The organism is Pseudoxanthomonas sp. GW835-FHT14C01 (assembly GCF_058793715.1).
Genome location: NZ_JBXAGB010000002.1, coordinates 97,434 through 120,601 on the forward strand (window position 1 = coordinate 97,434; position 23,168 = coordinate 120,601).

Annotated in this window: 19 protein-coding genes, 1 other RNA gene and 1 pseudogene; 17 read left to right on the forward strand and 4 right to left on the reverse strand. The window is 69.5% G+C overall.

The genetic code is table 11. From position 1 onward, the window contains the following. Entirely contained in the window at positions 1-1,377 is a 1,377-nt protein-coding gene (locus tag AC1Q5B_RS07100) for an FAD-binding oxidoreductase (protein ID WP_492631034.1), read from the reverse strand. A 234-nt stretch (positions 1,378-1,611) separates the two neighbouring features. Here AC1Q5B_RS07100 and AC1Q5B_RS07105 point away from each other — a divergent pair, with 234 nt between their 5' ends. Continuing rightward, positions 1,612-3,018 (forward strand): FAD/NAD(P)-binding protein, encoded by a 1,407-nt coding sequence (locus AC1Q5B_RS07105; RefSeq protein WP_492631035.1) that lies wholly within the window; start codon positions 1,612-1,614, stop codon positions 3,016-3,018. A gap of 7 nt (positions 3,019-3,025) precedes the next feature. Here AC1Q5B_RS07105 and AC1Q5B_RS07110 read toward each other — a convergent pair whose 3' ends face one another. Both AC1Q5B_RS07110 and AC1Q5B_RS07115 read right to left on the reverse strand, forming a co-directional pair. Further along, the gene (locus AC1Q5B_RS07110) at positions 3,026-3,415 is read right to left on the reverse strand and encodes a YraN family protein (RefSeq protein ID WP_492631036.1); all 390 of its coding nucleotides are present in this window, start codon (positions 3,413-3,415) and stop codon (positions 3,026-3,028) included. Further along, positions 3,405-4,670, reverse strand: a pseudogene (locus AC1Q5B_RS07115) (penicillin-binding protein activator); the annotation flags it as partial. The pseudogene AC1Q5B_RS07115 and the gene AC1Q5B_RS07110, both read right to left, overlap by 11 nt. A gap of 215 nt (positions 4,671-4,885) precedes the next feature. Here AC1Q5B_RS07115 and rsmI point away from each other — a divergent pair. Together rsmI and rnpB are read left to right on the forward strand one after the other, a co-directional pair. After that, positions 4,886-5,704, forward strand: coding sequence for a 16S rRNA (cytidine(1402)-2'-O)-methyltransferase (gene rsmI / locus AC1Q5B_RS07120; RefSeq protein ID WP_492631037.1), 819 nt, complete (start codon positions 4,886-4,888; stop codon positions 5,702-5,704). A gap of 39 nt (positions 5,705-5,743) precedes the next feature. Beyond that, an RNA gene (rnpB, locus tag AC1Q5B_RS07125) (RNase P RNA component class A) lies at positions 5,744-6,093 on the forward strand. A gap of 289 nt (positions 6,094-6,382) precedes the next feature. Here the strand turns inward: rnpB and AC1Q5B_RS07130 are convergent. Next, positions 6,383-7,153, reverse strand: coding sequence for an NRDE family protein (locus AC1Q5B_RS07130; RefSeq protein WP_492631038.1), 771 nt, complete (start codon positions 7,151-7,153; stop codon positions 6,383-6,385). 320 nt (positions 7,154-7,473) lie between these two features. Here AC1Q5B_RS07130 and mraZ point away from each other — a divergent pair, with 320 nt between their 5' ends. The 14 genes from mraZ (at position 7,474) to ftsZ (ending at position 23,089) form a co-directional block, all read left to right on the forward strand. Then, complete coding sequence (mraZ, locus tag AC1Q5B_RS07135; RefSeq protein WP_492631039.1) at positions 7,474-7,920, forward strand: division/cell wall cluster transcriptional repressor MraZ; 447 nt, start codon at positions 7,474-7,476, stop codon at positions 7,918-7,920. After that, entirely contained in the window at positions 7,917-8,885 is a 969-nt protein-coding gene (gene rsmH, locus AC1Q5B_RS07140; protein ID WP_492631040.1) for a 16S rRNA (cytosine(1402)-N(4))-methyltransferase RsmH, read from the forward strand. The genes mraZ and rsmH overlap by 4 nt, the downstream gene beginning before the upstream one ends. Continuing rightward, positions 8,882-9,145, forward strand: coding sequence for a cell division protein FtsL (gene ftsL / locus AC1Q5B_RS07145; protein WP_492631041.1), 264 nt, complete (start codon positions 8,882-8,884; stop codon positions 9,143-9,145). Before rsmH ends, ftsL begins: the two co-directional genes overlap by 4 nt. Next, positions 9,142-10,989, forward strand: a complete 1,848-nt coding sequence (locus tag AC1Q5B_RS07150; protein ID WP_492631042.1) for a peptidoglycan D,D-transpeptidase FtsI family protein — start codon at positions 9,142-9,144, stop codon at positions 10,987-10,989. Before ftsL ends, AC1Q5B_RS07150 begins: the two co-directional genes overlap by 4 nt. Then, on the forward strand, positions 10,986-12,470 hold the full coding sequence (locus AC1Q5B_RS07155) for a UDP-N-acetylmuramoyl-L-alanyl-D-glutamate--2,6-diaminopimelate ligase (RefSeq protein WP_492631043.1): 1,485 nt from the start codon (positions 10,986-10,988) through the stop codon (positions 12,468-12,470). Before AC1Q5B_RS07150 ends, AC1Q5B_RS07155 begins: the two co-directional genes overlap by 4 nt. Continuing rightward, complete coding sequence (locus tag AC1Q5B_RS07160; protein WP_492631044.1) at positions 12,467-13,846, forward strand: UDP-N-acetylmuramoyl-tripeptide--D-alanyl-D-alanine ligase; 1,380 nt, start codon at positions 12,467-12,469, stop codon at positions 13,844-13,846. Before AC1Q5B_RS07155 ends, AC1Q5B_RS07160 begins: the two co-directional genes overlap by 4 nt. Beyond that, positions 13,836-14,921, forward strand: a complete 1,086-nt coding sequence (gene mraY, locus AC1Q5B_RS07165) for a phospho-N-acetylmuramoyl-pentapeptide-transferase (protein WP_492631045.1) — start codon at positions 13,836-13,838, stop codon at positions 14,919-14,921. The genes AC1Q5B_RS07160 and mraY overlap by 11 nt, the downstream gene beginning before the upstream one ends. Continuing rightward, positions 14,921-16,237 (forward strand): putative lipid II flippase FtsW, encoded by a 1,317-nt coding sequence (ftsW, locus tag AC1Q5B_RS07170; protein WP_492631046.1) that lies wholly within the window; start codon positions 14,921-14,923, stop codon positions 16,235-16,237. The genes mraY and ftsW overlap by 1 nt, the downstream gene beginning before the upstream one ends. Continuing rightward, positions 16,234-17,331 carry an undecaprenyldiphospho-muramoylpentapeptide beta-N-acetylglucosaminyltransferase gene (murG, locus tag AC1Q5B_RS07175; protein ID WP_492631047.1) on the forward strand — a complete coding sequence of 366 codons (1,098 nt, stop codon included), beginning with the start codon at positions 16,234-16,236 and terminating at the stop codon, positions 17,329-17,331. The genes ftsW and murG overlap by 4 nt, the downstream gene beginning before the upstream one ends. Next, complete coding sequence (gene murC, locus AC1Q5B_RS07180; RefSeq protein WP_492632057.1) at positions 17,331-18,782, forward strand: UDP-N-acetylmuramate--L-alanine ligase; 1,452 nt, start codon at positions 17,331-17,333, stop codon at positions 18,780-18,782. Before murG ends, murC begins: the two co-directional genes overlap by 1 nt. Further along, positions 18,779-19,765 (forward strand): D-alanine--D-alanine ligase, encoded by a 987-nt coding sequence (locus AC1Q5B_RS07185; RefSeq protein WP_492631048.1) that lies wholly within the window; start codon positions 18,779-18,781, stop codon positions 19,763-19,765. Before murC ends, AC1Q5B_RS07185 begins: the two co-directional genes overlap by 4 nt. Then, positions 19,762-20,544, forward strand: a complete 783-nt coding sequence (locus AC1Q5B_RS07190) for a cell division protein FtsQ/DivIB (protein WP_492631049.1) — start codon at positions 19,762-19,764, stop codon at positions 20,542-20,544. Before AC1Q5B_RS07185 ends, AC1Q5B_RS07190 begins: the two co-directional genes overlap by 4 nt. After that, positions 20,541-21,776: a cell division protein FtsA gene (ftsA, locus tag AC1Q5B_RS07195; RefSeq protein ID WP_055940270.1), complete on the forward strand. Its 1,236-nt coding sequence runs from the start codon at positions 20,541-20,543 to the stop codon at positions 21,774-21,776. Before AC1Q5B_RS07190 ends, ftsA begins: the two co-directional genes overlap by 4 nt. Positions 21,777-21,862: 86 nt before the next feature. Beyond that, positions 21,863-23,089: a cell division protein FtsZ gene (gene ftsZ, locus AC1Q5B_RS07200; RefSeq protein WP_492631050.1), complete on the forward strand. Its 1,227-nt coding sequence runs from the start codon at positions 21,863-21,865 to the stop codon at positions 23,087-23,089. The last annotated feature ends 79 nt before the right edge of the window (positions 23,090-23,168 follow it).

The window sequence follows — 23,168 nt, forward strand, 5'->3', positions numbered from 1 at the left end:
TCAGGGCGGCAGCACCTTGCCCGGATTGAGGATGCCGTCCGGGTCGAGGGCCGACTTGATGGCGCGCATCGCCGCCAGCGTCGCCGGCGAGAACGCGTCGGCCATGTAATCGCGCTTGCTCAGGCCGATGCCATGCTCGCCGGACAGCGTGCCGCCCAGCGCGAGCACGGTGGCGAATACCTTCGGCAGTGCGGCGTACGCACGCGCCGTCTCGGTGGCATCGGCGTCGTCGTACATGAGGTTGACGTGCAGGTTGCCGTTGCCGGCATGGCCGAACACCACGATCGGCAACGAGGCCTCGGCGGACAGCGCTTCCATCGCCGCGACCAGCTCGGGGATGCGCGATACCGGCACCACCACGTCCTCGTTGATTTTGCCGGGCCTGATCGTGCGCAGCGCCGGCGACAATGCGCGTCGTGCCGCCCACAACCGGTCGCGCGCGCTGCCGTCGGCGGCGACGTCCAGCGCGATCATGCCGTCGCCTTCCGCTGCCTCGGCCAGCGCCTGCAATGCGTAGGGCAGCGTCTCGTCGTCGCCATCGGCTTCGACCAGCAGCATGGCGCCGGCGTCGGGCACGTCGCTGCCGTTGCGGCGGATCAGCGCGATCGCGCTGCGATCCATGAACTCGAGCATCGCTGGCGTCGCCGGCCGCGCCATGATGCGCGACACCGCCGCCGCCGCGGTCGCGGCATCGCGGTACAGGACGCGCAAACCGGCCTGCGCACGTGGACGCGGTGCGAGCTTCAGCGTCGCTTCGACGATGATCGCCAGTGTGCCTTCGCTGCCGACGATCAGGTGGGTGAGGTCGTAGCCGGTCGCATCCTTGGTATACGCGCCGCCGCAGCGGATCAGTTCACCCGCACCGGTCACCGCGACGAGGCCGAGCACGTTGTCGCGCGCCGTGCCGTACTTCACCGCGCGCGGACCGCCGGCATTGGTGGCGAGGTTGCCGCCGACACTGCACAACTCGGCGCTGGACGGATCCGGCGGCCAGAACAGGCCGTGCGGTGCGAGCGCCTGCTGCAGCTCGCCATTGAGCACACCGGGTTCCACCACCACGCAGCGATCGGCGGCGCGCACGTCGACGATGCGGTTCATGCGCGAGAACGACACCACCACGCCGCCCTGCGTGGGTACCGCGGCACCGGTCGTGGCCGTGCCGGCACCGCGCGCGACAATCGGCATGCGATGTTCGCGACAGGCACGCACCATCGCGACGACATCGTCCTGCGTGCGCGGCAACGCGACCGCGCCCGGCATCGCCCACCGTCGCGAATCGTCGCCGCCGAACGGTCGACATGCGTCACCGGTCAGCCAGCCATCGCCCAGGCGGGCCGACATCGCCGTGTGCAACGCAGGGGGCAGTGTTCCATCCATGGCGGCATTGTACGGATCGCGTGTGCGCTGTCCCGGCCTGATACTGCGACGGCATGTCCTCATGCCGGTTTGCCATGTCGATGCGGCAGGCCGCCTCAGCGCCGGTAAATCAACGTCTTCGCCGCCAAGCCGATCGCCGGAAGGCGCGTGCGCGCGATGCGCTAACCGATTCCTTACAACCGCGCGCACCGCGACTGCTAGAAATCGCCCGGCCCATTCGACCGGAGGACACACATGCGCATCACCATCGTGGGAGCGGGTTTCAGCGGCAGCGTGCTGGCGACGCAACTGGCGTCGACCGAAGAAGGCGCGCCGGAGATCTGCCTGGTCGGCGTGGGCGATACGTTCGCGCGCGGCGTGGCGTACGGGCAGGCTCGCCCCGAGCATCTGCTCAACGTGCGCGCCGGCCAGCTGGGTGCGCGTCCGGATGCGCCGGACGATTTCGCCACGTGGCTGAGTCTGGGGGCGCGCGGCCGCGACGAGTTCCTGCCGCGCGTGGCGTATGGCGACTATCTGGCCGAGCGCCTTCGCGAAGCGCACGAAGCCGCCGGCAACCTGTCGCTGGTGCGGCAGGAGGCCGTTTCGTTCAGTCGCGTCGGCGAAGGCTATCGCGTGCACCTCGATGACGGTGGCTACTTCGCCAGCGATCGCGTGGTGCTGGCGCTGGGCGCCTTGCCGCCGCAGCGATTGGCCGGGATCGGACCGCGGCTCGCGCAGAGCCCGCGTTACATCGGCTGGCCGTGGCAGGACGACGCGCTGGAACGCATCGAAGCCGATGCGCGCGTGCTGATCGTCGGCACCGGGCTGACCATGGCCGACGTCGTGTCGACGCTGGCGGCGCGTGGACATCGCGGCGAACTGACCGCGATCTCGCGCCACGGGTTGCTGCCGCGCGCGCATGCGGCGGTGCCGGGCCCGGCGATCGAACTGCCGCCGAGCGTCCGCCAGGCGCTGGGCGGGCGCGACCTGCGTGCACTGCTCGCCGCGGTCTGCTCGCTGGTGCACGTGGCGCCCGACTGGCGCAGCGTGGTGGACGCGCTGCGTCCGCACACGCAGGCGTTCTGGCGCAGTCTGCCGGACACGCAGCGCGCCCGTTTCCTGCGTCACCTGCGTTCGCACTGGGAAGTGGCGCGACATCGCATCGCGCCGCGCGTGGCCGACGTGCTGGAGTCCCTCCAGGCGAGCGGCCGGTTGCGTGTGCGCGCCGCGCGTCTGCTGCGGGCCGGCTTGCGCGCGCAGAGCGCCGAAGTGCTGTTGCAGGAACGTGGGCATGACCACGCTGACGTGGCGCAATACGACTACGTGATCCGCGCGACCGGGCTGGATACCGACATCGTGCGCACCACGCATCCGCTGGTGTCGCACCTGCTGGAGTCGGGCTTGCTCGCGCCCGATCCGCACGGACTCGGCGTGGAAGTCGGGGACGACCTGCAGGTGCGCGACCGTCACGGGGCACCGGTGCGCGGGCTCTACTGTCTGGGGCCGCTGTTGCGTGGGCGGCTGTGGGAAATCACCGCCGTGCCCGAACTGCGCGCGGCGGCGGCCGCCCTTGCCGCAACGCTGCGTGCGGGTGCGGCGCCTTCGGTACGACACCGGGGAGCCGGGCTGGCGCGCGAGCTGGCGTTGTCGGCCGGACTCTGACGCGGCCTCAGATCTCGTCGGCGCGGAAGGCGTCGCGGATCCATTCCAGGTGCGGCGCGTCGGGATCGCCCTGCGCGTCGATCACGTCGAAGCGGCAGGGGGCGTTGGCGAGGGCGGGATGCTCCTGCAGGAAGCGCTGCGCCGCATGCACCAGCCTGCGGCGCTTGCCGGCATCGATCGATGCGGTCCCGCCACCGAACGCCTGCGAACGGCGGTAACGCACTTCGACGAACACCACGGTCGGCGCGCCGGGCCGGCGGGGGTCCTGCATCACCAGGTCGAGTTCGCCGCCACGGTAGTTCGCGTTGGTGGCGAGCTCGGTCAATCCGGCGCGCAGCAGCAGTGCGCGCGCGGCGACTTCGACGGCGCGCCCGCGGGCGCGCCGGTCAACCGCCATCCGCGATCGGGGTGGGGCGGCCGCCGGCGAACGTCGACCACGACGGCGTGCGCACGACGTTGCCGAAGCCGTCGAGCTGCAAGCGCCCGGTGGCGCCACGCAATTCGGCATTCGCGCCGGTGGCCAACCTTTCCAGATACGCCGTCAGCAGCCACGCGTCATAGCCGAAGGCGAACAGGCGCGCCGCGGGGCCGCGCGCCGTCGGCACGCGCTCGCCGGTCACGCTGGCAGCCGGCAGGGCCGGCACGCCGCGCGAGGTCCACACCTCGGTCGGGAAGGCGATGCCGTCGAGCGCCATGTCTTCTTCCGGCTTGCCGGTGCCCGAGGTGAGCTGCGAGGTGCCCACGCGCGTCTTGCCGCCCAGGCCGGCCAGCGCCAGCTGCGGCGTCAGTGCGCGTGCGGTGCCGCCACGCACGGCCAGGAACACCGCATCGGCGCCCTCCTGTGCGGCGGTGGCGAGCACGGCCGCGAGGTCGCCCGGGACGTCCTGCACGCGGATCACGCGCGTGACCTTGCCGCCCCGCTCGGCGAAGCGTTCGGCGAACGCCTGCGAGGCGCGGCGGCCGTTGTCGTCGCTGCCTTCGATCACCAGCGCCGCGCGGCGTTCGCGCGCGAACAGGTATTCCGCCGCGGCCAGGCCATCGTCTTCCGGCGCCAGCGAGAAGCCGGCGTTGCCCTCCGGCACGGCCACCGTGCCACGGTTGAGCACCAGCAGCGGGGTGGCGAGTTGCGGTTGCTGGAACAGCGCGCTCACTTCGTCGCGACCGAGCGGGCCGACCACGAAATCGGCGCCCTCGGCGGTGGCGCGCGCATAGGCGGCGGTCGCGCCGGCGGCGGTGCCGGTGGTGTCGTAGAACTGGATGTCGGGACGGCGGCGGCGTTCGCCGTAATAGCCCGCCAGCAGGCCGTCGCGCACCGGTGCAGCGGCAGTGGCGAGGTTGCCCGACAGCGGCAGCAGCACGGCCAGCTTCATCGGCGGACGGTAGCCGTCGGACTCGGCCGGCGGACGGTTGCCGGTATCGAAGCGCCACTGGGTGCCACGGTCGAACGGCCGCGGCAGCGGCAGGCCGCGGCGTTGCAGTGCGCGACCGGCGAAGTTGTACAGCGGGTCGCCGGACGGCAACGCCGCGGCATCGCGGGTCAGGGTGGCGTCGTCGAGCGTCGCCAGCAGGCGATCGATCTCGCGTGCGTTGTCGCTGCGGGCCTGGCCGCTCAGGGCGGCGTCCTGGCGCGCGAGCGTGGCGGCATTGGCGAATGCGGGCGCGAAACGCGCCGCCGAGGTGACCGGGCCTGCCCCGGGCGTGGTCGCGCAGCTGGCCAGCAGGGCCACCAGCAGCAGGGCCGCGAGGGTCCGCGCAGGACGGAGGCGTGCGGAAAGCGAGCGTGCGACAGGCAGGTCCAGGGGCATCGTCGATGTTCGGGCAGGGGAACCGGCTACGATTCTACCCCCAGCCACCGAGCCTCACTGGAATGCCTGCCGGAACCCTGTTCATCGTCGCCACCCCGATCGGCAACCTGGGCGACCTGACGCCGCGTGCGCTGGAGACCCTGCGCGGGGTGGCCGCAATCTGCGCCGAGGACACCCGTCGGAGCGGCCAGTTGATGTCGCACTTCGGGGTTTCCACACCGTTGATCGCCCTGCACGAACACAACGAGGACGCGCTGGCCCAGCGTGTGGTCGAGCGCCTGCTGTCCGGCGACTCGCTGGCCCTGGTCAGCGACGCCGGCACGCCGCTGGTCAGTGATCCCGGCTTCCGGCTGGTCCGCGCGGCCCGTGCCGCGGGCATCAAGGTCAGCCCGCTGCCGGGCGCCTGCGCGGCCATCGCCGCGTTGAGCGTGGCCGGACTGCCGAGCGACCGCTTCACCTTCGAGGGCTTCCTGCCGGCAAAGGCGTCGGCGCGGCGCGAGCAGTTGCAGCGCCTGGCCGGCGAGACACGCACCCTGGTGTTCTACGAATCCTCGCACCGCATCGCCGAATCGCTGGTCGACATGCGCATCGCCTTCGGCGACGACCGCCCGGCGGTGCTGGCGCGCGAACTGACCAAACTGTTCGAAACCGTCCTTGATGGCACGCTGGCGGAGCTGCTGGCGCAGGTCGAAGCCGACGACAACCAGCGCAAGGGCGAATTCGTGGTGATGGTGCAGGGCGCCGGCGACGATCTGGAGGCGCGGCTGGTCGAAGGCCGCCGCGTCTACGCACTGCTCAACGAACACTTGCCGCCCTCGGCGGCCGCCAAGCTCGCCGCCGAGATCACCGGCGCGCCGCGCAAGGCGTTGTACGGCAGCTGATCCCGCACGGCGGCGCCCGCGTGCGACAATACGCACGGCGGAGCCGGCCAGACAGTCGCGTCATTGGAAACAATGCCGAGGAAAGTCCGGGCTCCACAGGGCACGGTGCCAGGTAACGCCTGGGCGGCGCGAGCCGACGGAAAGTGCAACAGAAAGATACCGCCCAAGACTGCTTCGGCAGGACGGCAAGGGTGAAATGGTGCGGTAAGAGCGCACCGCGAGTCCGGCAACGGACCGGCACGGCAAACCCCACCGGGAGCAAGACCAAATAGGGAGGCTATGCTGCGGCCCGCAGTGTCTCCGGGTAGGTTGCTTGAGCGTAACGGTGACGTTGCGCCTAGAGGAATGACTGTCCACGACAGAACCCGGCTTACCGGCCGGCTCCGCCGCTTTTCAAAGCGCCACCGGCGCTTTGAAAAGCCCCAAGGTTTGCGGCGCAAACCTTGGGCCCCAAGCCGTTGGCCTCCAGCTGCATCGCGCGACGCGCGATGCAGCTCCCAAAGTTCGCTGCGCGAACTTCGGGCCCCGGGCCGTCGCTGCCACACCCCCATTCGCACCGCTGGTGCGAATCGCCCCCTGACTCAGGGGGCTGGCAAAGCACGGCGCTGACACATCTCGATGCTTCTTGTGGGAGCGACGTAAGTCGCGATCGCGAATTTTCAGCCGCAGAAGGGCTGACTAAGCGCCGGAACCTATACGCAGGGTCGTCTCTCCTTCGAATACCCCCTCCGGCCCGAATCTCCGCTCGCTGATCCACCCATGCCCTGCATGATCGATGGCGATCAGGGTGCTGGCGCGGGTGCCGTAGCGGTCGCCGCGGATGAAGGCGGGGGACAGCATGCGCTCCAGTTCGATGCCTACGCCGGTGTCGGGCAGCCGGTCGTCAGGCGCCCGCGTCTCGTCCGCCAACGCCTGCCAGAGCGGCGACACGTCGTCCGCGTCCGTCGCCAGCCACGCCGCCAGCTGTTGCTTGAGCGCCACGGTCTTCGGCCAGGGCTCGTCCAGGTCGCCGTTGGAGACCCCGTGCAGGCCGGGCGCCACGGTGATCCGGCGGGGCGTGGGGTAATTGCTGATGTATTCGCAATCCGTCGCATCGGCCAGCAGCAGGTTGAACGGAGCGAACACCTCCGCCGCCACCAGCAATCCGTTGGCGCGGTGGTCCGCGCTGTCCCGAGAGCGCAGGAAGCCGGCCGCCAGCTGGCCGCGGGAGGGCGCGCCGGGGATCCTGATCGCCGGATCGCGCACATTGGTCACCACCGCGACCCGGCCGGTCGCGTCCGCCCCGGCCCACGTACCCCCCGATTCCAGGTCCTGGCCCGCCATCAGGGCCGGCGCGTCCGCCCAATGGGCCAACGGAGCGGTGGGACGGGCATGGAATTCATCCCGGTTGCCGGCCAGCATCAGGCGCCAGCGCGGGTGGACTTTCCAGGCGAAGGCGACCAGGCACATGAGCGGATTCTCGCCCTCCGGTTTGCGCAGTTCCACTCCGGCCGCGGAGGCCGCGTCCGTCTCGATGTGAAACGACGGTCACCTCACTGAATCATTCCTCAATCTCAAAATTTGAGACGAAACAGCAACTTGTGGATAAGGCTTGAACAAGTCTCTGAAGTTTGCTGCAAGCCATTGATCCTCCAAGTGATTTCCGGTCCGCATTCCTGTTGACAACCCTGTGCGCGGTGCTAAGGTGGGCAACAGAGGTAAAACCGGGTTTTAAGTGGTTTTTCGTGGTTCAATTGATCGCTCTTTAGCGGGTCGGGAAGGCAGGGGTCGTGTTTCAGGGTGAGACCGCCATCACAGTGGACGACAAGGGACGGCTCGCGGTGCCCACCGCGTACCGCGACGTCGTTGCGCGCGAGTGCGGCAACCGCCTGGTGATCACCTACAACCCGTTCGAAGCCGGCAGCCTGTACCTGTACCCCGAGAAGGTCTGGCAACGCGTCCGCGACGACGTCAGCAAGCTGCCCAGCACCCAGAAGGCGCACCGCAGCCTGCAGTTGAAGCTCATCGGTGCGGCATCGCCGGTCGAACTGGACGGCAACGGGCGCATCAGCGTCCCGGCCAGCCATCGCAGCGCGGTGGGCATCGAGAAGAAGGCCGTGCTGCTCGGCATGGGCGAGAAGTTCGAACTCTGGAGCGAACAGGCGCACCACGCGCAGATCCGTCAGACCCTCACTGACGACGATCTGAGCGCGCACATGCTCGAGCTGCGCTTGTGACCCGGGGTGACGGCGAGCGGCAGTCCGCGCCGGCCGGTCACCTCCCAGCGCTGCACTTGCCGGTGTTGTACACGCAGGTCATGGAAGGGCTGCAGGTGAAAGAGGACGGTACCTATCTGGACGGCACCTTCGGGCGCGGAGGCCATGCGCGCGGCGTGCTGCAACACCTCGGCCCGGGAGGCCGGCTGCTGGTGATGGACAAGGATCCCGAAGCGATCGCACATGCCGAACGGACGTTCGCGGGCGATGCGCGCGTGTCGATCTTCCGTGGCAGTTTCGCTTCCCTCGCGCAGTGGAACGAAACCGCTGCCGGCCTGGACGGCGTGCTGCTGGATCTCGGTGTGTCGTCGCCGCAGCTGGACGTGGCCGAGCGCGGTTTCAGCTTCGGCAAGGACGGTCCGCTGGACATGCGCATGGACCCGGATTCCGGGGAAAGCGCCGCCGACTGGATCGCGCGCGCCGATGAGCGCGAGATCGCCGACGTGCTGTGGACCCACGGCGAAGAGAAGCAGAGCCGCCGCATCGCGCGCGCCATCGTCGCCCGTCGCGCCACCCAGCCCTTCACCCGGACCGGCGACCTGGCCGCCGTGATCGCGTCGGTGATGCCGCGCGGCGAGAAGATCCATCCGGCCACGCGCAGCTTCCAGGGCATCCGTATCCATATCAACCGCGAACTGGCCGACCTCGAAGCTGGTCTGGACGCGGCGCTGGCGCGGCTCAAGACCGGCGGCCGGCTGGCGGTGATCAGCTTCCACTCGCTGGAAGACCGCATCGTCAAGCAGTTCATCAACAAGCACGCCAAGGCGCCGCCGGCGAACCGCCGGCTGCCGGTGGCGATCGATTTCACGCCGACGCTGCGTGCCATCGGCAGCGGACAGAAGGGTGAGGCCGACGAAGTCGCCTCCAATCCCCGCGCCCGCAGCGCGGTGCTGCGCGTGGCGGAAAAGCTGGCGGTGGCCGCATGAGCCGCTTCCTGATCATCGTGCTGGTGCTGGCCAACATCGCGTCGGCGATCGGGGTGGTCTACGCGCGCCACCGCCACCGCGTGCTGTTCGATGAGGTGACGCGGCTGGAGCGCGCGCGCGACGAACTGAACGTCGAGTTCGGCCGCCTGCAGCTCGAACAGGCCACGGTCGCCGAAGCCACCCGCATCGACCAGGTCGCACGCGTGCGCCTGGGCATGAAGTTCCCGGAAACGGCCGACGTGGTGGTGATCCGCCCATGAACGCCGCGCCCACCAAGAACCGCAACCGCGCGCGCTTCAACCTGCGTGGCCGCCTCGCGCTGGTGCTCGGTGCGATGGGTCTGTGCTCGGTGAGCCTGGTCGGCCGCGCGGCCTACGTGCAGCTGATCAACCACGACTTCTACCAGCGCCAGGGCGATGCGCGCTTCCTGCGCGAGATCCCGATTCCCACCTCGCGCGGCATGATCACCGACCGCAACGGCGAGCCCGTGGCGGTGTCGTCGCCGGTGGAGTCGGTGTGGGGCAATCCGCAGGAACTGCTGAAGACGCCCGACCGCCTGCCGGAACTGGCGCAGGCGCTGGGCGTGCCGCTGGACCACCTGACCAACCGCCTGTCGCAGAAGGCCGACAAGGAATTCCTGTACCTCAAGCGCCGGATCAATCCGGACGAGGCGCAGAAGATCCTCGCGCACAAGATTCCCGGCGTGTTCTCGCAGCGCGAGTTCCGTCGTTTCTATCCGCAGGGGCCGGCGATGGCCCATGTGCTGGGCTTCACCAACATCGACGACCGCGGCCAGGAAGGCCTGGAACTGGCCTTCGACGAATGGCTCAGCGGCACGCCGGGCGCGCAGAAGGTGATCCGCGACAACCGCGGCCGCATCGTCGAGAACGTCGACCTGATCCGCTCCGCGCAGCCGGGCAAGGACCTGACGCTCAGCATCGACCGCCGCATCCAGTACCTGGCGCACCGGGAACTGCGCAACGCGCTGCTCGCGCACCAGGCCAGCAGCGGCTCGATCGTGATCATGGACGTGGCCACCGGCGAGGTGCTGGCGATGGTCAACCTGCCGACCTACAACCCCAACGCGATCGATCGCGTGAAGCCGGATGCGCGCCGCAACCGCGCGCTGACCGACATGATCGAGCCGGGTTCGACGATGAAGCCGCTGACCGTATCGACCGCGCTGAAGGCCGGCGTGGTCACGCCGTCGACGCTGGTCAATACCAACCCCGGCTACCTGGCGTTGAACAGCCGCTACACGATCCGCGACGTGCCACGGAACAACGGCGTGCTGACGGTCACCGGCGTGATCACCAAGAGTTCGAACATCGGCTCGATCAAGATCGCCGAGAAGCTGCCGAACGCCTATTTCTACGAGAGCATCCACAGCTTCGGCTACGGCCAGAAGCCGGGCAGCGGCTTCCCGGGCGAGTCCGCCGGCATGCTTGCGCCGCCGGACCGCTGGAACGGTCTGCAGAAGGCGACGATGTCGTACGGATACGGTCTGGCGGTGACCCCGCTGCAGATCGCGCGTGCGTATTCGGCGCTGGGCAACGGCGGCAGGCTGGTCACGCCGACGTTCGTGAAGGGCCAGCGCGGCGAGGCACCGCAGGTGCTGGATCCGGCGATCGCGCACGAAGTCGTCGGCATGATGGAAACGGTGGTGACGCAGGGCGGCGCCAAGCGCGCCGGCGTGCTCGGCTACCGCGTGGCGGGCAAGACCGGCACGGCGCGCATCGCGTCGGGCGGCGGCTATGCGAAGGGGCGCTACGCCTCGTTCTTCGCCGGCCTGGTGCCGGCGAGCAACCCGCGCTTCGCCGCCGTCGTGGTGATCAACGACTCGCAGGAAGGCGGCTACTACGGTGGCCTGGTCGCCGCTCCCGTGTTCCATGACGTGATGGACGGGACGCTGCGGCTGATGGATGTGCCGCCGGACGATATCGAGGCGTGGCTCGCCGCACAGGCCAAGAACGCGGGCAAGCCGGGCGCCGTGGCGCAGGCGCCCGCGCCGACCCCGATCGCCGACGATGCCGTCGACACGACGGATCCGGCCGCGTTCGATGCGCCGCAGGCGGCGCTGCCGGCGACGGAGGCGACGCGATGAGGCGGATGATGGCCCTCGCCGAACTGCTGCCCGACGTGGACGTGCCGCGCGACATCGTCGTGCGCGGGTTGACGCTGGACAGCCGCAGCGTGCAGTCGGGCGATGCCTTCGTCGCCATCGCCGGCTTCGGCGCGCATGGCCTGAACTTCGCCGTGCAGGCGAAGGAGAACGGCGCCAGCGCGATCCTGTTCGAACCGCCGGTGCCGGACGGGTTGGAGGCGCCGCGCGATGCGATCGCGGTGCCCGGCCTGCGCGCGCGCATGGGCACGATGGCGGACCGTTTCCATGCCGCGCCGTCGCACGACATGAAGATGGTCGGCGTCACCGGCACCAACGGCAAGACGTCGACGGTGCAGTTGCTGGCGCAGGCCTGGCATCTGCGCGGCGTCCGCTGCGCGACCGTCGGCACGCTGGGCGCAGGCATGTATGGCGAAGTGGTGCCGACCGGCTTCACGACGCCGCTGGTGCTGCAGATGCATGCGCTGCTGGCGCAGTTCCGCGATGCCGGCGCCAAGGCGGTCGCGATGGAAGTCAGTTCGCATGCGCTGGACCAGGGTCGCGTGGACGCCGTGCACTTCGATGTCGGCGTGTTCACCAACCTCACCCGCGATCACCTGGACTACCACGGCGACATGGAGCGTTACGGTGCCGCCAAGTCGCTGCTGTTCTCGCGCGACGGTCTGAAGGCCGGCGTGGTCAATCTCGACGACGCCTATGGGCGCGAGCTGTTCGCGCGCCTGCCGCACGGCCTGCAGCGCATCGGTGTGAGTTCGCGCGGGCAGGACGAGGCGGTCGTGCGCGCGGATGCGCTGCGGCTGGACGGCAGCGGCATCGCCTTCGACCTGGCTATCGGCGACGACACGCAGCCGGTGCAGTCGCGCCTGCTGGGCCGCTTCAACGTGGACAACCTGCTGGCGGTGGCGGGCGTGCTGCATGCGCTCGGCGATACGACCGCGGAGATCGCGCGCACGCTGTCGCGGCTGGCGCCGATCCATGGCCGGATGAACCGGCTCGGCGGCGACAGCGATGCCGCGGGCAACCGTCGTCCGCTGGTCGTCATCGACTACGCGCACACGCCGGATGCGCTGGAGCAGGCACTGGCCAGCCTGCGCGACCACGTGCAGGGCCGGCTGTTCTGCGTGTTCGGCTGCGGCGGCGACCGCGATACCGGCAAGCGCCCGCAGATGGCGGCCATCGCCGAGCGCCTCGCCGACGTGGTGCTGGTCACCGACGACAACCCGCGCACCGAGGACGGCGACCGCATCGTCGCCGACATCATGGCCGGCTTCGCGAAGCCGGATGCGGTCTTCGTGCAGCGCGACCGCGCACAGGCGATCGCGCAGGCGGTCGCGCAGGCCGGACCCGACGACATCGTGCTGGTGGCCGGCAAGGGCCACGAGCCCTACCAGGAAATCCACGGCGTGAAGCATCCGTTCGACGACACCGCCGTGGCGCGCCAGGCGCTGGAGGACCGTCGATGAAGCGGCTTCCCCTTTCCCTGCTGGCGCACTGGGCGGGCGGCGAACTGCTGGGCGACGACCTGGTGATCGGTTCGCTGACCCACGATACCCGCGCGCTGGTGCCAGGCAGCCTGTACGTCGCCCTGCGCGGCGAGCGTTTCGATGGGCACGACTTCGCCTACGACGCCTCGATGCGCGGTGCCGCCGCCGTGCTGGTCGATCATGAGGTGAAGGTCGACGTGCCGCAGGTGGTGGTGCCCGACACGCTGCTGGCCCTGGCACGTATCGCCGCCGGCCTGCAGCGCGACCGCGTGGAGAAGGCGGTCGCCATCACCGGCAGCAACGGCAAGACCTCGGTGAAGACGCTGGTGGTGTCGATCCTGCAGCGCGCCGGCGTCACCTACTTCAATCCCGGCAACCGCAACAACGAGATCGGCCTGCCGATGGCCGTGATCGACGGCCCGGACGATGCCGACTTCTCGGTCTACGAGATGGGCGCGGGCAAGCCGGGCGACATCGCCTACCTGACCGACATCGTCACGCCGGAAGTGGCGCTGGTGAACAACATCGCCGCCGCGCACCTGGAACGGATGGGCTCGCTGATGGGCGTGGCCGAGACCAAGGGCGCCATCTACGACGCGCTGCCGGCCGACGGCACCGCCGTGATCAATGCCGACGATGCCTTCGCCGAGTACTTCGCCAGCCGCGTGCCGGACCGCCGCATCCTGCGCTTCGGCCTGGAAGCGACCGCCGACCTGACCGCGCGCGACATCCGCGCGACCGCGGACGGTTCGGACTTCGTCCTCGTGGCCCCGCACGGCGAGGTCGCGGTCGAGCTGCACCTGCCGGGCCGCCACAACGTGCTCAACGCGCTGGCCGCCGCCGGCATCGCGATGGCGTGCGGCGTGTCGCTGGCCATCATCGCCGAGGGCCTGTCGGCCGCGCAGCCGGTGGCCGGTCGCCAGATCGCGCACGCGCTGCCGAACGGCGCGGTGGTGATCGACGACAGCTACAACGCCAATCCCGGCTCGCTGGTCGCGGCGATCGATACGCTGGCGGCCGCAAGCGCGCAGGCGGGCGGGGAGGGCTGGCTGGTGCTGGGCGACATGCGCGAACTCGGCGACGATGCCGAAGCGCTGCACGCCGATGCCGGCCGCCGCGCCAAAGCCGCCGGACTGCGCCGCCTGTACACGCTGGGTCCGCTCAGTGCCGCCGCTGCCGCCGCCTTCGGCGAAGGCGCGCACTCATTCGACAACCACGCTTCGCTGGCCGACGCCCTGCGCGCCGACCTGCGGGCCGGCGTGCGCTGTCTGGTCAAGGGTTCGCGCGGCAGCGCGATGGACCGGATCGTCGCCGCCCTGCTGTCCACCGGGGAGGACGCATCGCATGCTGCTTGAACTGGCCCGTTGGCTGCAGAGCCTGGAAAACTTCTTCGGCCTGTTCGGCTACCTGACGTTCCGCGGCATCCTGGCCGCGTTGACGTCGCTTGCGCTGTCGCTGTGGCTGGGTCCGGCGGTCATCCGCAAGCTCGGCCAGCTGAAGGGCGGCCAGCCGATCCGCAAGGACGGTCCGCAGTCCCACTTCTCCAAGGCCGGCACGCCGACCATGGGCGGTGCGCTGATCCTGATGACGGTGCTGTTGTCCGTGCTGCTGTGGGGCGACCTGCGCAACAAGTACGTGTGGGTTGTGTTGCTCGTGATGCTGGCGTTCGGCGCCATCGGCTGGTACGACGATTGGATCAAGATCGTGAAGCGCGATCCGAACGGCCTGAAGTCGCGGTGGAAGTACCTGCTGCAGTCGATCTTCGGCCTCGCCGCCGGCCTGTATCTGTACCTCTACGCCGACGTGCCGGCGGCGACGACGTTCTACGTGCCGTTCTTCAAGTCGATCGCGCTGCCCTTGGCCGGCATCGGCTTCGTCGCCATTGCCTATTTCTGGATCGTCGGCTTCTCGAACGCGGTGAACCTGACCGACGGCCTGGATGGCTTGGCGATCATGCCGACCGTGCTGGTGGCCTGCGCACTGGGCGTGTTCGCCTATGCGTCGGGCAATGCGGTGTTCTCCAACTACCTGCAGATTCCGCCGGTGCCGGGCGCGGGCGAACTGACCATCATCTGCGCCGCGATCGCCGGCGCGGGGCTGGGCTTCCTGTGGTTCAACACCTACCCGGCGATGGTGTTCATGGGCGACATCGGTGCGCTGGCGCTGGGCGCCGTGCTGGGCACCATCGCCGTGATCGTGCGGCAGGAACTGGTGCTGGTGATCATGGGCGGCATCTTCGTCATCGAGACGCTGTCGGTGATGATCCAGGTCGCGTCGTTCAAGCTGACCGGCAAGCGCGTGTTCCGCATGGCGCCGATCCACCACCACTTCGAACTGAAGGGCTGGCCGGAGCCGCGCGTGATCGTGCGCTTCTGGATCATCTCCGTCGTGCTCGTCCTCGTCGGCTTGGCCACGTTGAAGGTGCGCTGATGAACGACACGCCGCGCCAGGCCACGCGACTGGAAGCCATCGGGGGCCGTTTCGACCCCTGGTTGCTCGGCGCCATGCTCGCGCTGGCGTCGCTGGGCGTGGTGATGGTGGCGTCGGCCTCGATCTACCAGCACGGCAACCCGTTCTATTACCTCATCCGCCACGGCATGTTCCTGGTGGCCGGCGCGGGCCTGGCGTGGTGGGTGACGCGTACCGAACTGAAAAGCATCGAGGCGCGCAATCACCTGCTGTTGCTGGGCTGCTTGGTGCTGCTGCTGATGGTGTTCGTGCCGGGCTTGGGCGTGAGCGTCAAGGGCGCGCACCGCTGGATCAACCTGGGCGTGTCGAATTTCCAGGTGGTCGAAGTGGTGAAGGTGTTCTTCATCGTCTGGCTGGCCAGCTACCTGGTGCGCTTCCGCGACGAGGTCAACGCGACCTGGGCGGCGATGCTCAAGCCGCTCGGCGTGGTGGTGGTGCTGGTTGCGCTGCTGCTGATGCAGCCGGACTTTGGTTCGTCGTCGCTGCTGCTGGCGATCACCGCCGGCATGCTTGTGCTGGGAGGCGTGAACATGCCGCGCATGTTCGGCCCGGTGCTGGTGGGCCTGCCGATCTTGGCCATCATCGCCATCGCGGAACCGTACCGCATGCGCCGCCTGACCTCGTTCTCGGATCCGTGGGCGGATCCGTTCGGCAGCGGCTACCAGCTGACCAACGCGCTGATGGCGATCGGTCGTGGCGAGTGGGCCGGCATCGGCCTGGGCGGTTCGGTGCTGAAACTCAACTACCTGCCGGAAGTGCACACCGACTTCATCTTCTCGGTGATCGGCGAGGAACTCGGTTTCGTCGGTATCTGCCTGGTGGTGGCGCTGTACGCGCTGCTGGTCGGCCGCGCCTTCGTCATCGGCCTGCGCTGTGTGGAAATGCGCCGCCACTTCGCCGGCTACGTCGCCTTCGGCGTGGCGCTGTGGATCGGCATGCAGAGCTTCGTGTCGATGGGCGTGAACCTGGGCCTGTTGCCGACCAAGGGCTTGACCCTGCCGCTGATCTCGTCGGGTGGCTCCAGCATCCTGATGACCTGCGTGGCGATGGGCTTGCTGCTGCGCGTGTCGTACGAACTGGAGCGCACGCAGCGCCAGGTCGCGCTGCGCGGAGAAGCGCTGCATGGCGGCAACGAGCCGCCGCGTGCATCGGGGGATCCGCGCCCGGCGTCGCCCGCACCTGCGTCCGCGGCTCCCGCGATGTCGCTGTCGCAGACACTGCGCGGCACCAGCCGACTGCAGCCGCGGGTCGAGCCCACGTTCGAGAGGCTCGCATGAACGCGGCGATGGCGGCTCCCGTGATGATCATGGCCGGTGGCACCGGTGGCCACATCTTCCCCGCGCTGGCCGTGGCCAAGGTGCTGCGGGCGCGCGGCGTGCCGGTGGTCTGGCTGGGAGCCGACGGTGCCATGGAAACGCGCCTGGTGCCGCAGCACGACATTCCGCTGGATACGCTGGCGATCACCGGCCTGCGCGGAAAGGGCGCGCTGGCGCTGCTGGGCGCTCCGGTGCGCGTACTGCGCGCGATCCGCGCCGCCGGCTTCGCGTTGCGCCGTCGGGCGCCGCGCGCGGTGGTCAGCTTCGGTGGCTTCGCATCGGGGCCGGGTGGCGTGGCGGCGAAGCTGATGGGACTGCCGCTGCTGGTGCACGAGCAGAACCGCGCCGCCGGCTTCACCAATCGCGTGCTGGTCAAGGTCGCGCGTCGCGTGATGACCGGGTTCCCGGGCGCATTCCCGTCGCGGGAAGAGGTGGTCGGCAATCCGGTGCGCGACGAGATCGCCGCCCTGTCGCCACCGGCCGCGCGCTTCGCCGGTCGCAGCGGTCCGCTGCGCGTCCTCGTGCTCGGCGGCAGCCAGGGCGCGCGTGCATTGAACCTGACGGTGCCCAAAGCTGCCGCGACCTTGCCGGCGGGCAGCCTCGAGCTGCGCCACCAGTGCGGCGAGAAGCTGCGCGACGAAGCCGCCAAGGCCTATGCCGATGCCGGCGTATCCGCCAGCGTCGAAGCCTTCATCACCGACATGGCCGCCGCTTACGCCTGGGCCGACCTGGTGGTCTGCCGTTCCGGCGCCTCGACGCTGGCCGAACTGTGCGCGGTCGGCGTGGGCAGCGTGCTGGTGCCGTTCCCGCAGGCGGTCGACGACCACCAGACCCGCAACGCCGAATACCTGGTCGAGCGCGGTGCGGCCGTGCTGCTGAAGCAGGACGACGCGCTCGCCGACCGCCTGGCCGCCACGCTGCGCCGCCTGATCGACGACGCCGCTGCGCGCCTGTCGATGGCGGAAGCGGCGCGCGCGCAGGCGAAACCCGATGCGGCCGACCGCATCGCCGACACGATTCTCGAGGAAGCAATGAAGATGGGGACGCAGGCATGATGATGGCCGCCGCACGCGAGCGCCGCCTGCAGCACACCGGCAACCTGGCCCAGGCGTTCCGCCGGGTGCACTTCGTCGGCATTGGTGGCTCCGGCATGAGCGGCATCGCCGAGGTGCTGTGCACGCTGGGCTATGAAGTTTCCGGGTCCGACAATGCCGACAACGCCGCGACCCGCCGGCTGGCGGCCCTGGGTGCGCGCGTGATGCGCGGCCACAACGCCTCCAACGTGCTGGGCACCGACTGCGTGGTGGTGTCGAGCGCGATCAAGCACGACAACCCCGAACTGATGGAAGCGCGCAGCCAGCGCATTCCGATCGTGCCGCGCGCCGCGATGCTGGCCGAACTGATGCGCTTCCGACGCGGCATCGCCGTGGCCGGCACGCACGGCAAGACCACCACCACCAGCCTCGCCGCCGCCGTACTGAGCGAAGGCGGCTTGGACCCGACCTTCGTCATCGGCGGCCAGCTGCTCGCCGCCGGCGCCAACGCCAAGCTCGGCGATGGCCAATGGCTGGTGGCCGAAGCGGACGAGAGCGACGGCAGCTTCCTGCGCCTGAATCCACTGATCTCCATCGTCACCAACATCGATGCCGATCATCTGGAGAATTACGGCAACGACTTCGAGCGGGTCAAAGCCGCGTTCGCTGAATTCCTGCAGCGCCTGCCGTTCTACGGCCTGGCGGTGCTGTGCATCGACGATCCGGAAGTCGCCGCGATCGCTGCGGATACGCCGCGCCACGTGATGAGCTACGGCTTCGCCGAGAACGCCGACGTGCGCGCAGAAGACGTCGAGCAGGAAGGCGGCCGCATGCATTTCACCCTGCGCCTGCCGGAGGACGCCAGCATCCGTGTCAGTCTCGCGCTGCCGGGTCGCCACAACGTATTGAACGCGCTGGCCGCCGCCGCGGTGGGCTGGCAGCTCGGCGTGTCGCCGGAGAACATCGCTGCCGCGCTGGAGAAGTTCGCCGGCATCGGCCGCCGTTTCAACGATCTCGGCGAGATCGCCACCCCTCAGGGCGCGCGCGTGCAGTTGGTCGACGACTACGGCCACCACCCGAAGGAACTCGCCGCGGTGTTCGCCGCGGCGCGCGGCGGCTGGCCGCACAAGCGCCTGGTCGTCGCGTTCCAGCCGCACCGCTTCAGCCGTACGCGCGACCAGTTCGACGCGTTCGCCGCCGTGCTGTCGGAGGCCGATGCGCTGGTGCTGAGCGAGGTGTACCCGGCCGGCGAGCAGCCGATCGCCGGCGCGGATGCGAAGTCGCTGGCGCGCGCCATCCGCGCCCGCGGCCGCAACGAGCCCGTGGTGGTCAGCCAGGTCAGCGACCTGGTCGACGTGCTGCCCGACGTCCTGCAGGACGGCGACCTGTTGCTGCTCATGGGCGCGGGCGACATCGGCCACCTGTCGCAGCACCTGGCGACGCACGGCTTCGCCGCGAAGGACTCCGCATGAGCGCCATCGCCGTGCCGCCGCTGCGCATCACCGATGCCGCGCGCTTCGGCCGCGTCGCCGTGCTGCTGGGCGGCACGTCCAGCGAGCGCGAAGTGTCGCTGAACTCCGGGCAGAACGTGCTCGACGCGCTGCTCGCCCGCGGTGTGCAGGCGTCTGCCGTGGATGGCGTGCCTGCACTGGTCGAGGCGATCCGGGCCGGCAAGGTCGATCGCGTGTTCAACATCATGCACGGCGGCGACGGCGAGAACGGCGTGCTGCAGGGGCTGCTGCAGTCGCTCGGCGTGCCGTACACCGGCCCCGGCGTGCTGGGCTCCGCACTGACGATGGACAAGATCCGCACCAAGCAGGTGTGGCAGGCCACTGGCCTGCCGACCGCGAGCTTCGTCCGTATTCCCGCCGGCGGCGACCCCGGATCGAGTCCGGGGCAGGCGCTGGTCGCAGCGGTGCGCACGCTGGGGTTCCCGGTGTTCGTGAAGCCGTCGGCGGAAGGTTCCAGTGTCGGCGTGTTCAAGATCGAGGGCGAAGACGATCTGGCGCCGGCGGTCGCGTTCGCGTCGACGTATTCCGGTGAACTGCTGGCCGAGCAGATGCTGACCGGCGGCGAGTTCACCGTCGCCATCCTCGGGGATGTGGCGCTGCCGTCGGTGCGCATCGTGCCGGCGCAGGGCTGGTACGACTACCACGCCAAGTACATCGCCGAGGACACGCAATACCTTTGCCCTGGCCTGGACGATGCCGGCGACGAAGCGCGGATCCGCGCACTGGCGCTGGAGGGATTCCGCGCGGCCGGCTGCAGCGGCTGGGGGCGCGTGGACGTGATGCGGCATGCCGATGGCCGCTTCCTGCTGATGGAAGTGAACACCGCGCCGGGCATGACCAGCCACTCGCTGGTGCCGAAGGAAGCGGCGCAGGTCGGCATCGGTTTCGAAGAGCTGTGCTGGCGCATCCTCGAGCAGACGGTGCCGGAGGTGGCGGGCCGATGAACGCCGCGCTGCGCATCCTGACCTGGCTGATCGCGTTGGCGCTGGTCGCGCTGCCGGTCGTGGCCGTGGTCAACGGCTGGATCGGCGCCGACCGTTGGCCGCTGTCGCGCCTGCGGGTGCAGGGCGAACTGGCGCGCGTGGATCCCGCGCAACTGCAGGCCACGGTGCTGCCCTACGCGCGCCGCGGCTTCTTCGCAGTGCGGCTGGAGGACGCCAAGCACGCGGTCGAGAAGCTGCCGTGGGTCGAGCGTGCGGACGTGCGCAAGCGCTGGCCGGATGTGCTGGAAGTGCGCGTCACCGAACACAAGCCGTTTGCGCGCTGGGGCGACGACAAGCTGTTGTCCGAGCACGGCCGCCTGTTCCCGATGCCGAAGGAGCTCACGGGCCTGGACCTGCCGCAACTTGGCGGCCCCGACTCGCAGGTGCAGGAAGTGACCGCGCTGTACAACGAATCGCGCCAGCTGTTCGCGCCGATGGGCCTGGACGTCACCACGCTGGTGATGGACGCCCGCGGTAGCTGGTCGCTGCGGCTGGGCAACGGTACGCAGGTGGTGGTCGGTCGCGCCGATGCGCGTCCGCGCCTGGGCCGCTTCGCGCGGATGCTGCCGCAACTGCTGGCCGCGCAGGCGCAACCGCTGGTACGCGCCGACCTGCGCTACACCAACGGCTTCGCGCTCAGCTGGGGCGAGGCGCCCAAGGCGCCGTCGCCGGCCGCCACACCGACTCCATTGCCTGCACCGATCGCGGTGGCAGGTCGTCTTCTGCAGGGCACTACATGAATCGCAAGGGTGACAAATCGCTGATCGTCGGGCTGGACATCGGCACCTCCAAGGTGACGGCGCTGGTCGGCGAATACGCGCCGGGCAATCCGATCGAGGTGATCGGCATCGGCTCGCACGAATCGCGCGGCCTCAAGCGCGGCGTGGTCGTGGACATCGAATCCACCGTGCAGTCGATCCAGCGCGCGATCGAGGAAGCCGAACTGATGGCCGGCTGCGAGATCCGCTCGGTGTACGCGTCGATCTCGGGCAACCACGTGCAGTGCCGCAACTCGCCCGGCATCGTGCCGATCCGTGATGGCGAGGTGACCTGGGGCGACCTGGACCGCGTGCTGGAGGCGGCCAAGGCGGTCGCGATCCCGGCCGACCAGAAGATCCTCCACGCCATTCCGCGCGAGTACAAGCTGGACAACTCGCAGGAAGGCATCCGCAATCCGGTCGGCATGACCGGCGTGCGCCTGGAAGTGGATGCGCACCTGGTGTTCTGCGCGCAATCCGCCGCCGCCAACATCAGCAAGTGCGTGCAGCGCTGCGGCCTGCAGATCGACGACCTGATCTTCTCGTCGCTGGCCTCCAGCGTCGCCGTGCTGACCAGCGACGAGCGCGAACTCGGCGTGGTGCTGGTCGACATGGGCGCGGGCACCACCGACCTGGCGGTGTTCGTGCAGGGCGCGATCTGCCACACCGCGTCGCTGCCGATCGCCGGCGACCAGGTGACCAACGACATCGCGCACATGCTGCGCACGCCGACACCGGAAGCCGAGCAGATCAAGGTGCGCTACGCCTGCGCACTGGCGCAGCTGGCGACGGCCGAGGAAAGCATCCAGGTGCCCAGCGTCGGCGACCGTCCGCCGCGCCGCCTGCCGCGCCATGCGTTGGCGCAGGCCGTGCAGCAGCGCTACGAGGAAATCTTCGAGATGGTGCAGGCGGAACTGCGCCGCTCCGGTTTCGAGGAGCGCGTGCGCGCCGGCATGGTGCTGACCGGCGGCGCCGCGAAGATGGAAGGCGTGGTCGAGCTGGCCGAAGAGATGCTGCAGATGCCCGTGCGCGTCGGCATCCCGCAGCACGTCACCGGCCTGGGCGAAGTGGTCGGCAATCCGGTGCACGCCACCGGCGTCGGCCTGCTGCTGATGGGCAGCCAGATCGAACATCCCCGGCGTCCGTCGCTGCCCACGGGCAAGGCGGGCAGCTGGTTCAAGAAACTGCAGAACTGGTATCGCGGCGAGTTCTGAGTGAGGCGACACCTACCGCGAAGTTGAAGGCGTCACGACGTTCGTTCCACCCAGCAGTACATAACTAAATAAACGAGGACAAGGACATGGCACATTTCGAACTGGTTGAGAAGATGGCCCCGAATGCGGTGATCAAGGTCGTGGGCGTGGGCGGCGGCGGCGGCAACGCCGTGGCGCACATGGTCAACGGCAGCGTGGACGGCGTGGAATTCATCACCGCCAACACCGATTCGCAGGCGATCAAGAACTGCGGCGCCAAGCTGCAGCTGCAGTTGGGCAGCAACGTCACCAAGGGCCTGGGCGCAGGCGCGAATCCGGAAGTCGGCCGCCAGGCCGCGCTGGAGGACCGCGAGCGCATCATCGACGCGCTCGACGGCGCCGACATGGTGTTCATCACCGCCGGCATGGGCGGTGGCACCGGCACCGGCGCCGCGCCGGTCGTGGCGCAGCTGGCCAAGGAGATGGGCATCCTGACCGTCGCCGTGGTCACCAAGCCGTTCCCGTTCGAAGGCCGCCGCCGCATGCAGGTCGCACTGAAGGGCATCGAGGAGCTGAGCCACCACTGCGACTCGCTGATCACCATCCCGAACGAGAAGCTGATCACCGTGCTCGGCCGCAACGCGACGATGATCCAGGCCTTCCGCGCCGCCAACGACGTGCTGCTCGGCGCCGTGCAGGGCATCGCCGACCTGATCGTGCGTCCGGGCCTGATCAACGTCGACTTCGCCGACGTGCGCACCGTGATGAGCGAAATGGGCCTGGCCATGATGGGCACCGGTTCCGCCCGCGGCGACGACCGCGCGCAGGCCGCGGCCGAGGCCGCGATCCAGAACCCGCTGCTGGACGACGTGAACCTCAACGGCGCCAACGGCATCCTGGTCAACATCACCGCCGGCCCGGACTTCACGATGGCCGAGTTCGACGAAGTGGGCCGCACCATCGAAGGCTTCGCCTCGGAAGATGCGACCGTGGTCGTCGGCACCGTGCTGGATCCGGACATGCAGGACGAAGTGCGCGTGACCGTGGTGGCCACCGGCCTGAACCGCAATGCTGCCCGCCAGCCGGTCGGCCGTGGCGGCGACCTGCGCGAGCCGATGCGCGCGCCGATCAAGCTGGTCCGCGACGCCACCACCGGCCTGCCGGTCGACGACGGCTTCTCGATGGACCCGATCAGTGCCGCCACCAGCGGGCTGGGCCTGCGCCGCGGGTCGGCGTCGCCCGCGCCGTCGGCCCCGGCGTCCGCGCCGGTGGCGGCGGAGCTGCCGTCGGACTACCTGGACATCCCGGCGTTCCTGCGCCGCCAGGCGGACTGATGTGATGTGCCCCTTCCCCCGCGTGCGGGGGAAGGCGGGGATGGGGGCGAACAGGGCCGATCAGCCTTGTCCGCACGCA

Excerpts from the sequence above, each read along its gene's own strand:
- AC1Q5B_RS07100 (WP_492631034.1), bottom strand. The coding sequence starts at position 1,377 with ATGGATGGAACACTGCCCCCTGCGTTGCACACGGCGATGTCGGCCCGC.
- murC (WP_492632057.1), top strand. The coding sequence starts at position 17,331 with ATGATGGCCGCCGCACGCGAGCGCCGCCTGCAGCACACCGGCAACCTG.
- rsmI (WP_492631037.1), top strand. The coding sequence starts at position 4,886 with ATGCCTGCCGGAACCCTGTTCATCGTCGCCACCCCGATCGGCAACCTG.
- AC1Q5B_RS07150 (WP_492631042.1), top strand. The coding sequence starts at position 9,142 with ATGAACGCCGCGCCCACCAAGAACCGCAACCGCGCGCGCTTCAACCTG.
- AC1Q5B_RS07155 (WP_492631043.1), top strand. The coding sequence starts at position 10,986 with ATGAGGCGGATGATGGCCCTCGCCGAACTGCTGCCCGACGTGGACGTG.
- ftsL (WP_492631041.1), top strand. The coding sequence starts at position 8,882 with ATGAGCCGCTTCCTGATCATCGTGCTGGTGCTGGCCAACATCGCGTCG.
- AC1Q5B_RS07105 (WP_492631035.1), top strand. The coding sequence starts at position 1,612 with ATGCGCATCACCATCGTGGGAGCGGGTTTCAGCGGCAGCGTGCTGGCG.
- ftsA (WP_055940270.1), top strand. The coding sequence starts at position 20,541 with ATGAATCGCAAGGGTGACAAATCGCTGATCGTCGGGCTGGACATCGGC.
- AC1Q5B_RS07110 (WP_492631036.1), bottom strand. The coding sequence starts at position 3,415 with ATGGCGGTTGACCGGCGCGCCCGCGGGCGCGCCGTCGAAGTCGCCGCG.
- ftsZ (WP_492631050.1), top strand. The coding sequence starts at position 21,863 with ATGGCACATTTCGAACTGGTTGAGAAGATGGCCCCGAATGCGGTGATC.
- ftsW (WP_492631046.1), top strand. The coding sequence starts at position 14,921 with ATGAACGACACGCCGCGCCAGGCCACGCGACTGGAAGCCATCGGGGGC.
- AC1Q5B_RS07185 (WP_492631048.1), top strand. The coding sequence starts at position 18,779 with ATGAGCGCCATCGCCGTGCCGCCGCTGCGCATCACCGATGCCGCGCGC.
- AC1Q5B_RS07130 (WP_492631038.1), bottom strand. The coding sequence starts at position 7,153 with ATGTGCCTGGTCGCCTTCGCCTGGAAAGTCCACCCGCGCTGGCGCCTG.
- murG (WP_492631047.1), top strand. The coding sequence starts at position 16,234 with ATGAACGCGGCGATGGCGGCTCCCGTGATGATCATGGCCGGTGGCACC.
- AC1Q5B_RS07190 (WP_492631049.1), top strand. The coding sequence starts at position 19,762 with ATGAACGCCGCGCTGCGCATCCTGACCTGGCTGATCGCGTTGGCGCTG.
- AC1Q5B_RS07160 (WP_492631044.1), top strand. The coding sequence starts at position 12,467 with ATGAAGCGGCTTCCCCTTTCCCTGCTGGCGCACTGGGCGGGCGGCGAA.
- mraY (WP_492631045.1), top strand. The coding sequence starts at position 13,836 with ATGCTGCTTGAACTGGCCCGTTGGCTGCAGAGCCTGGAAAACTTCTTC.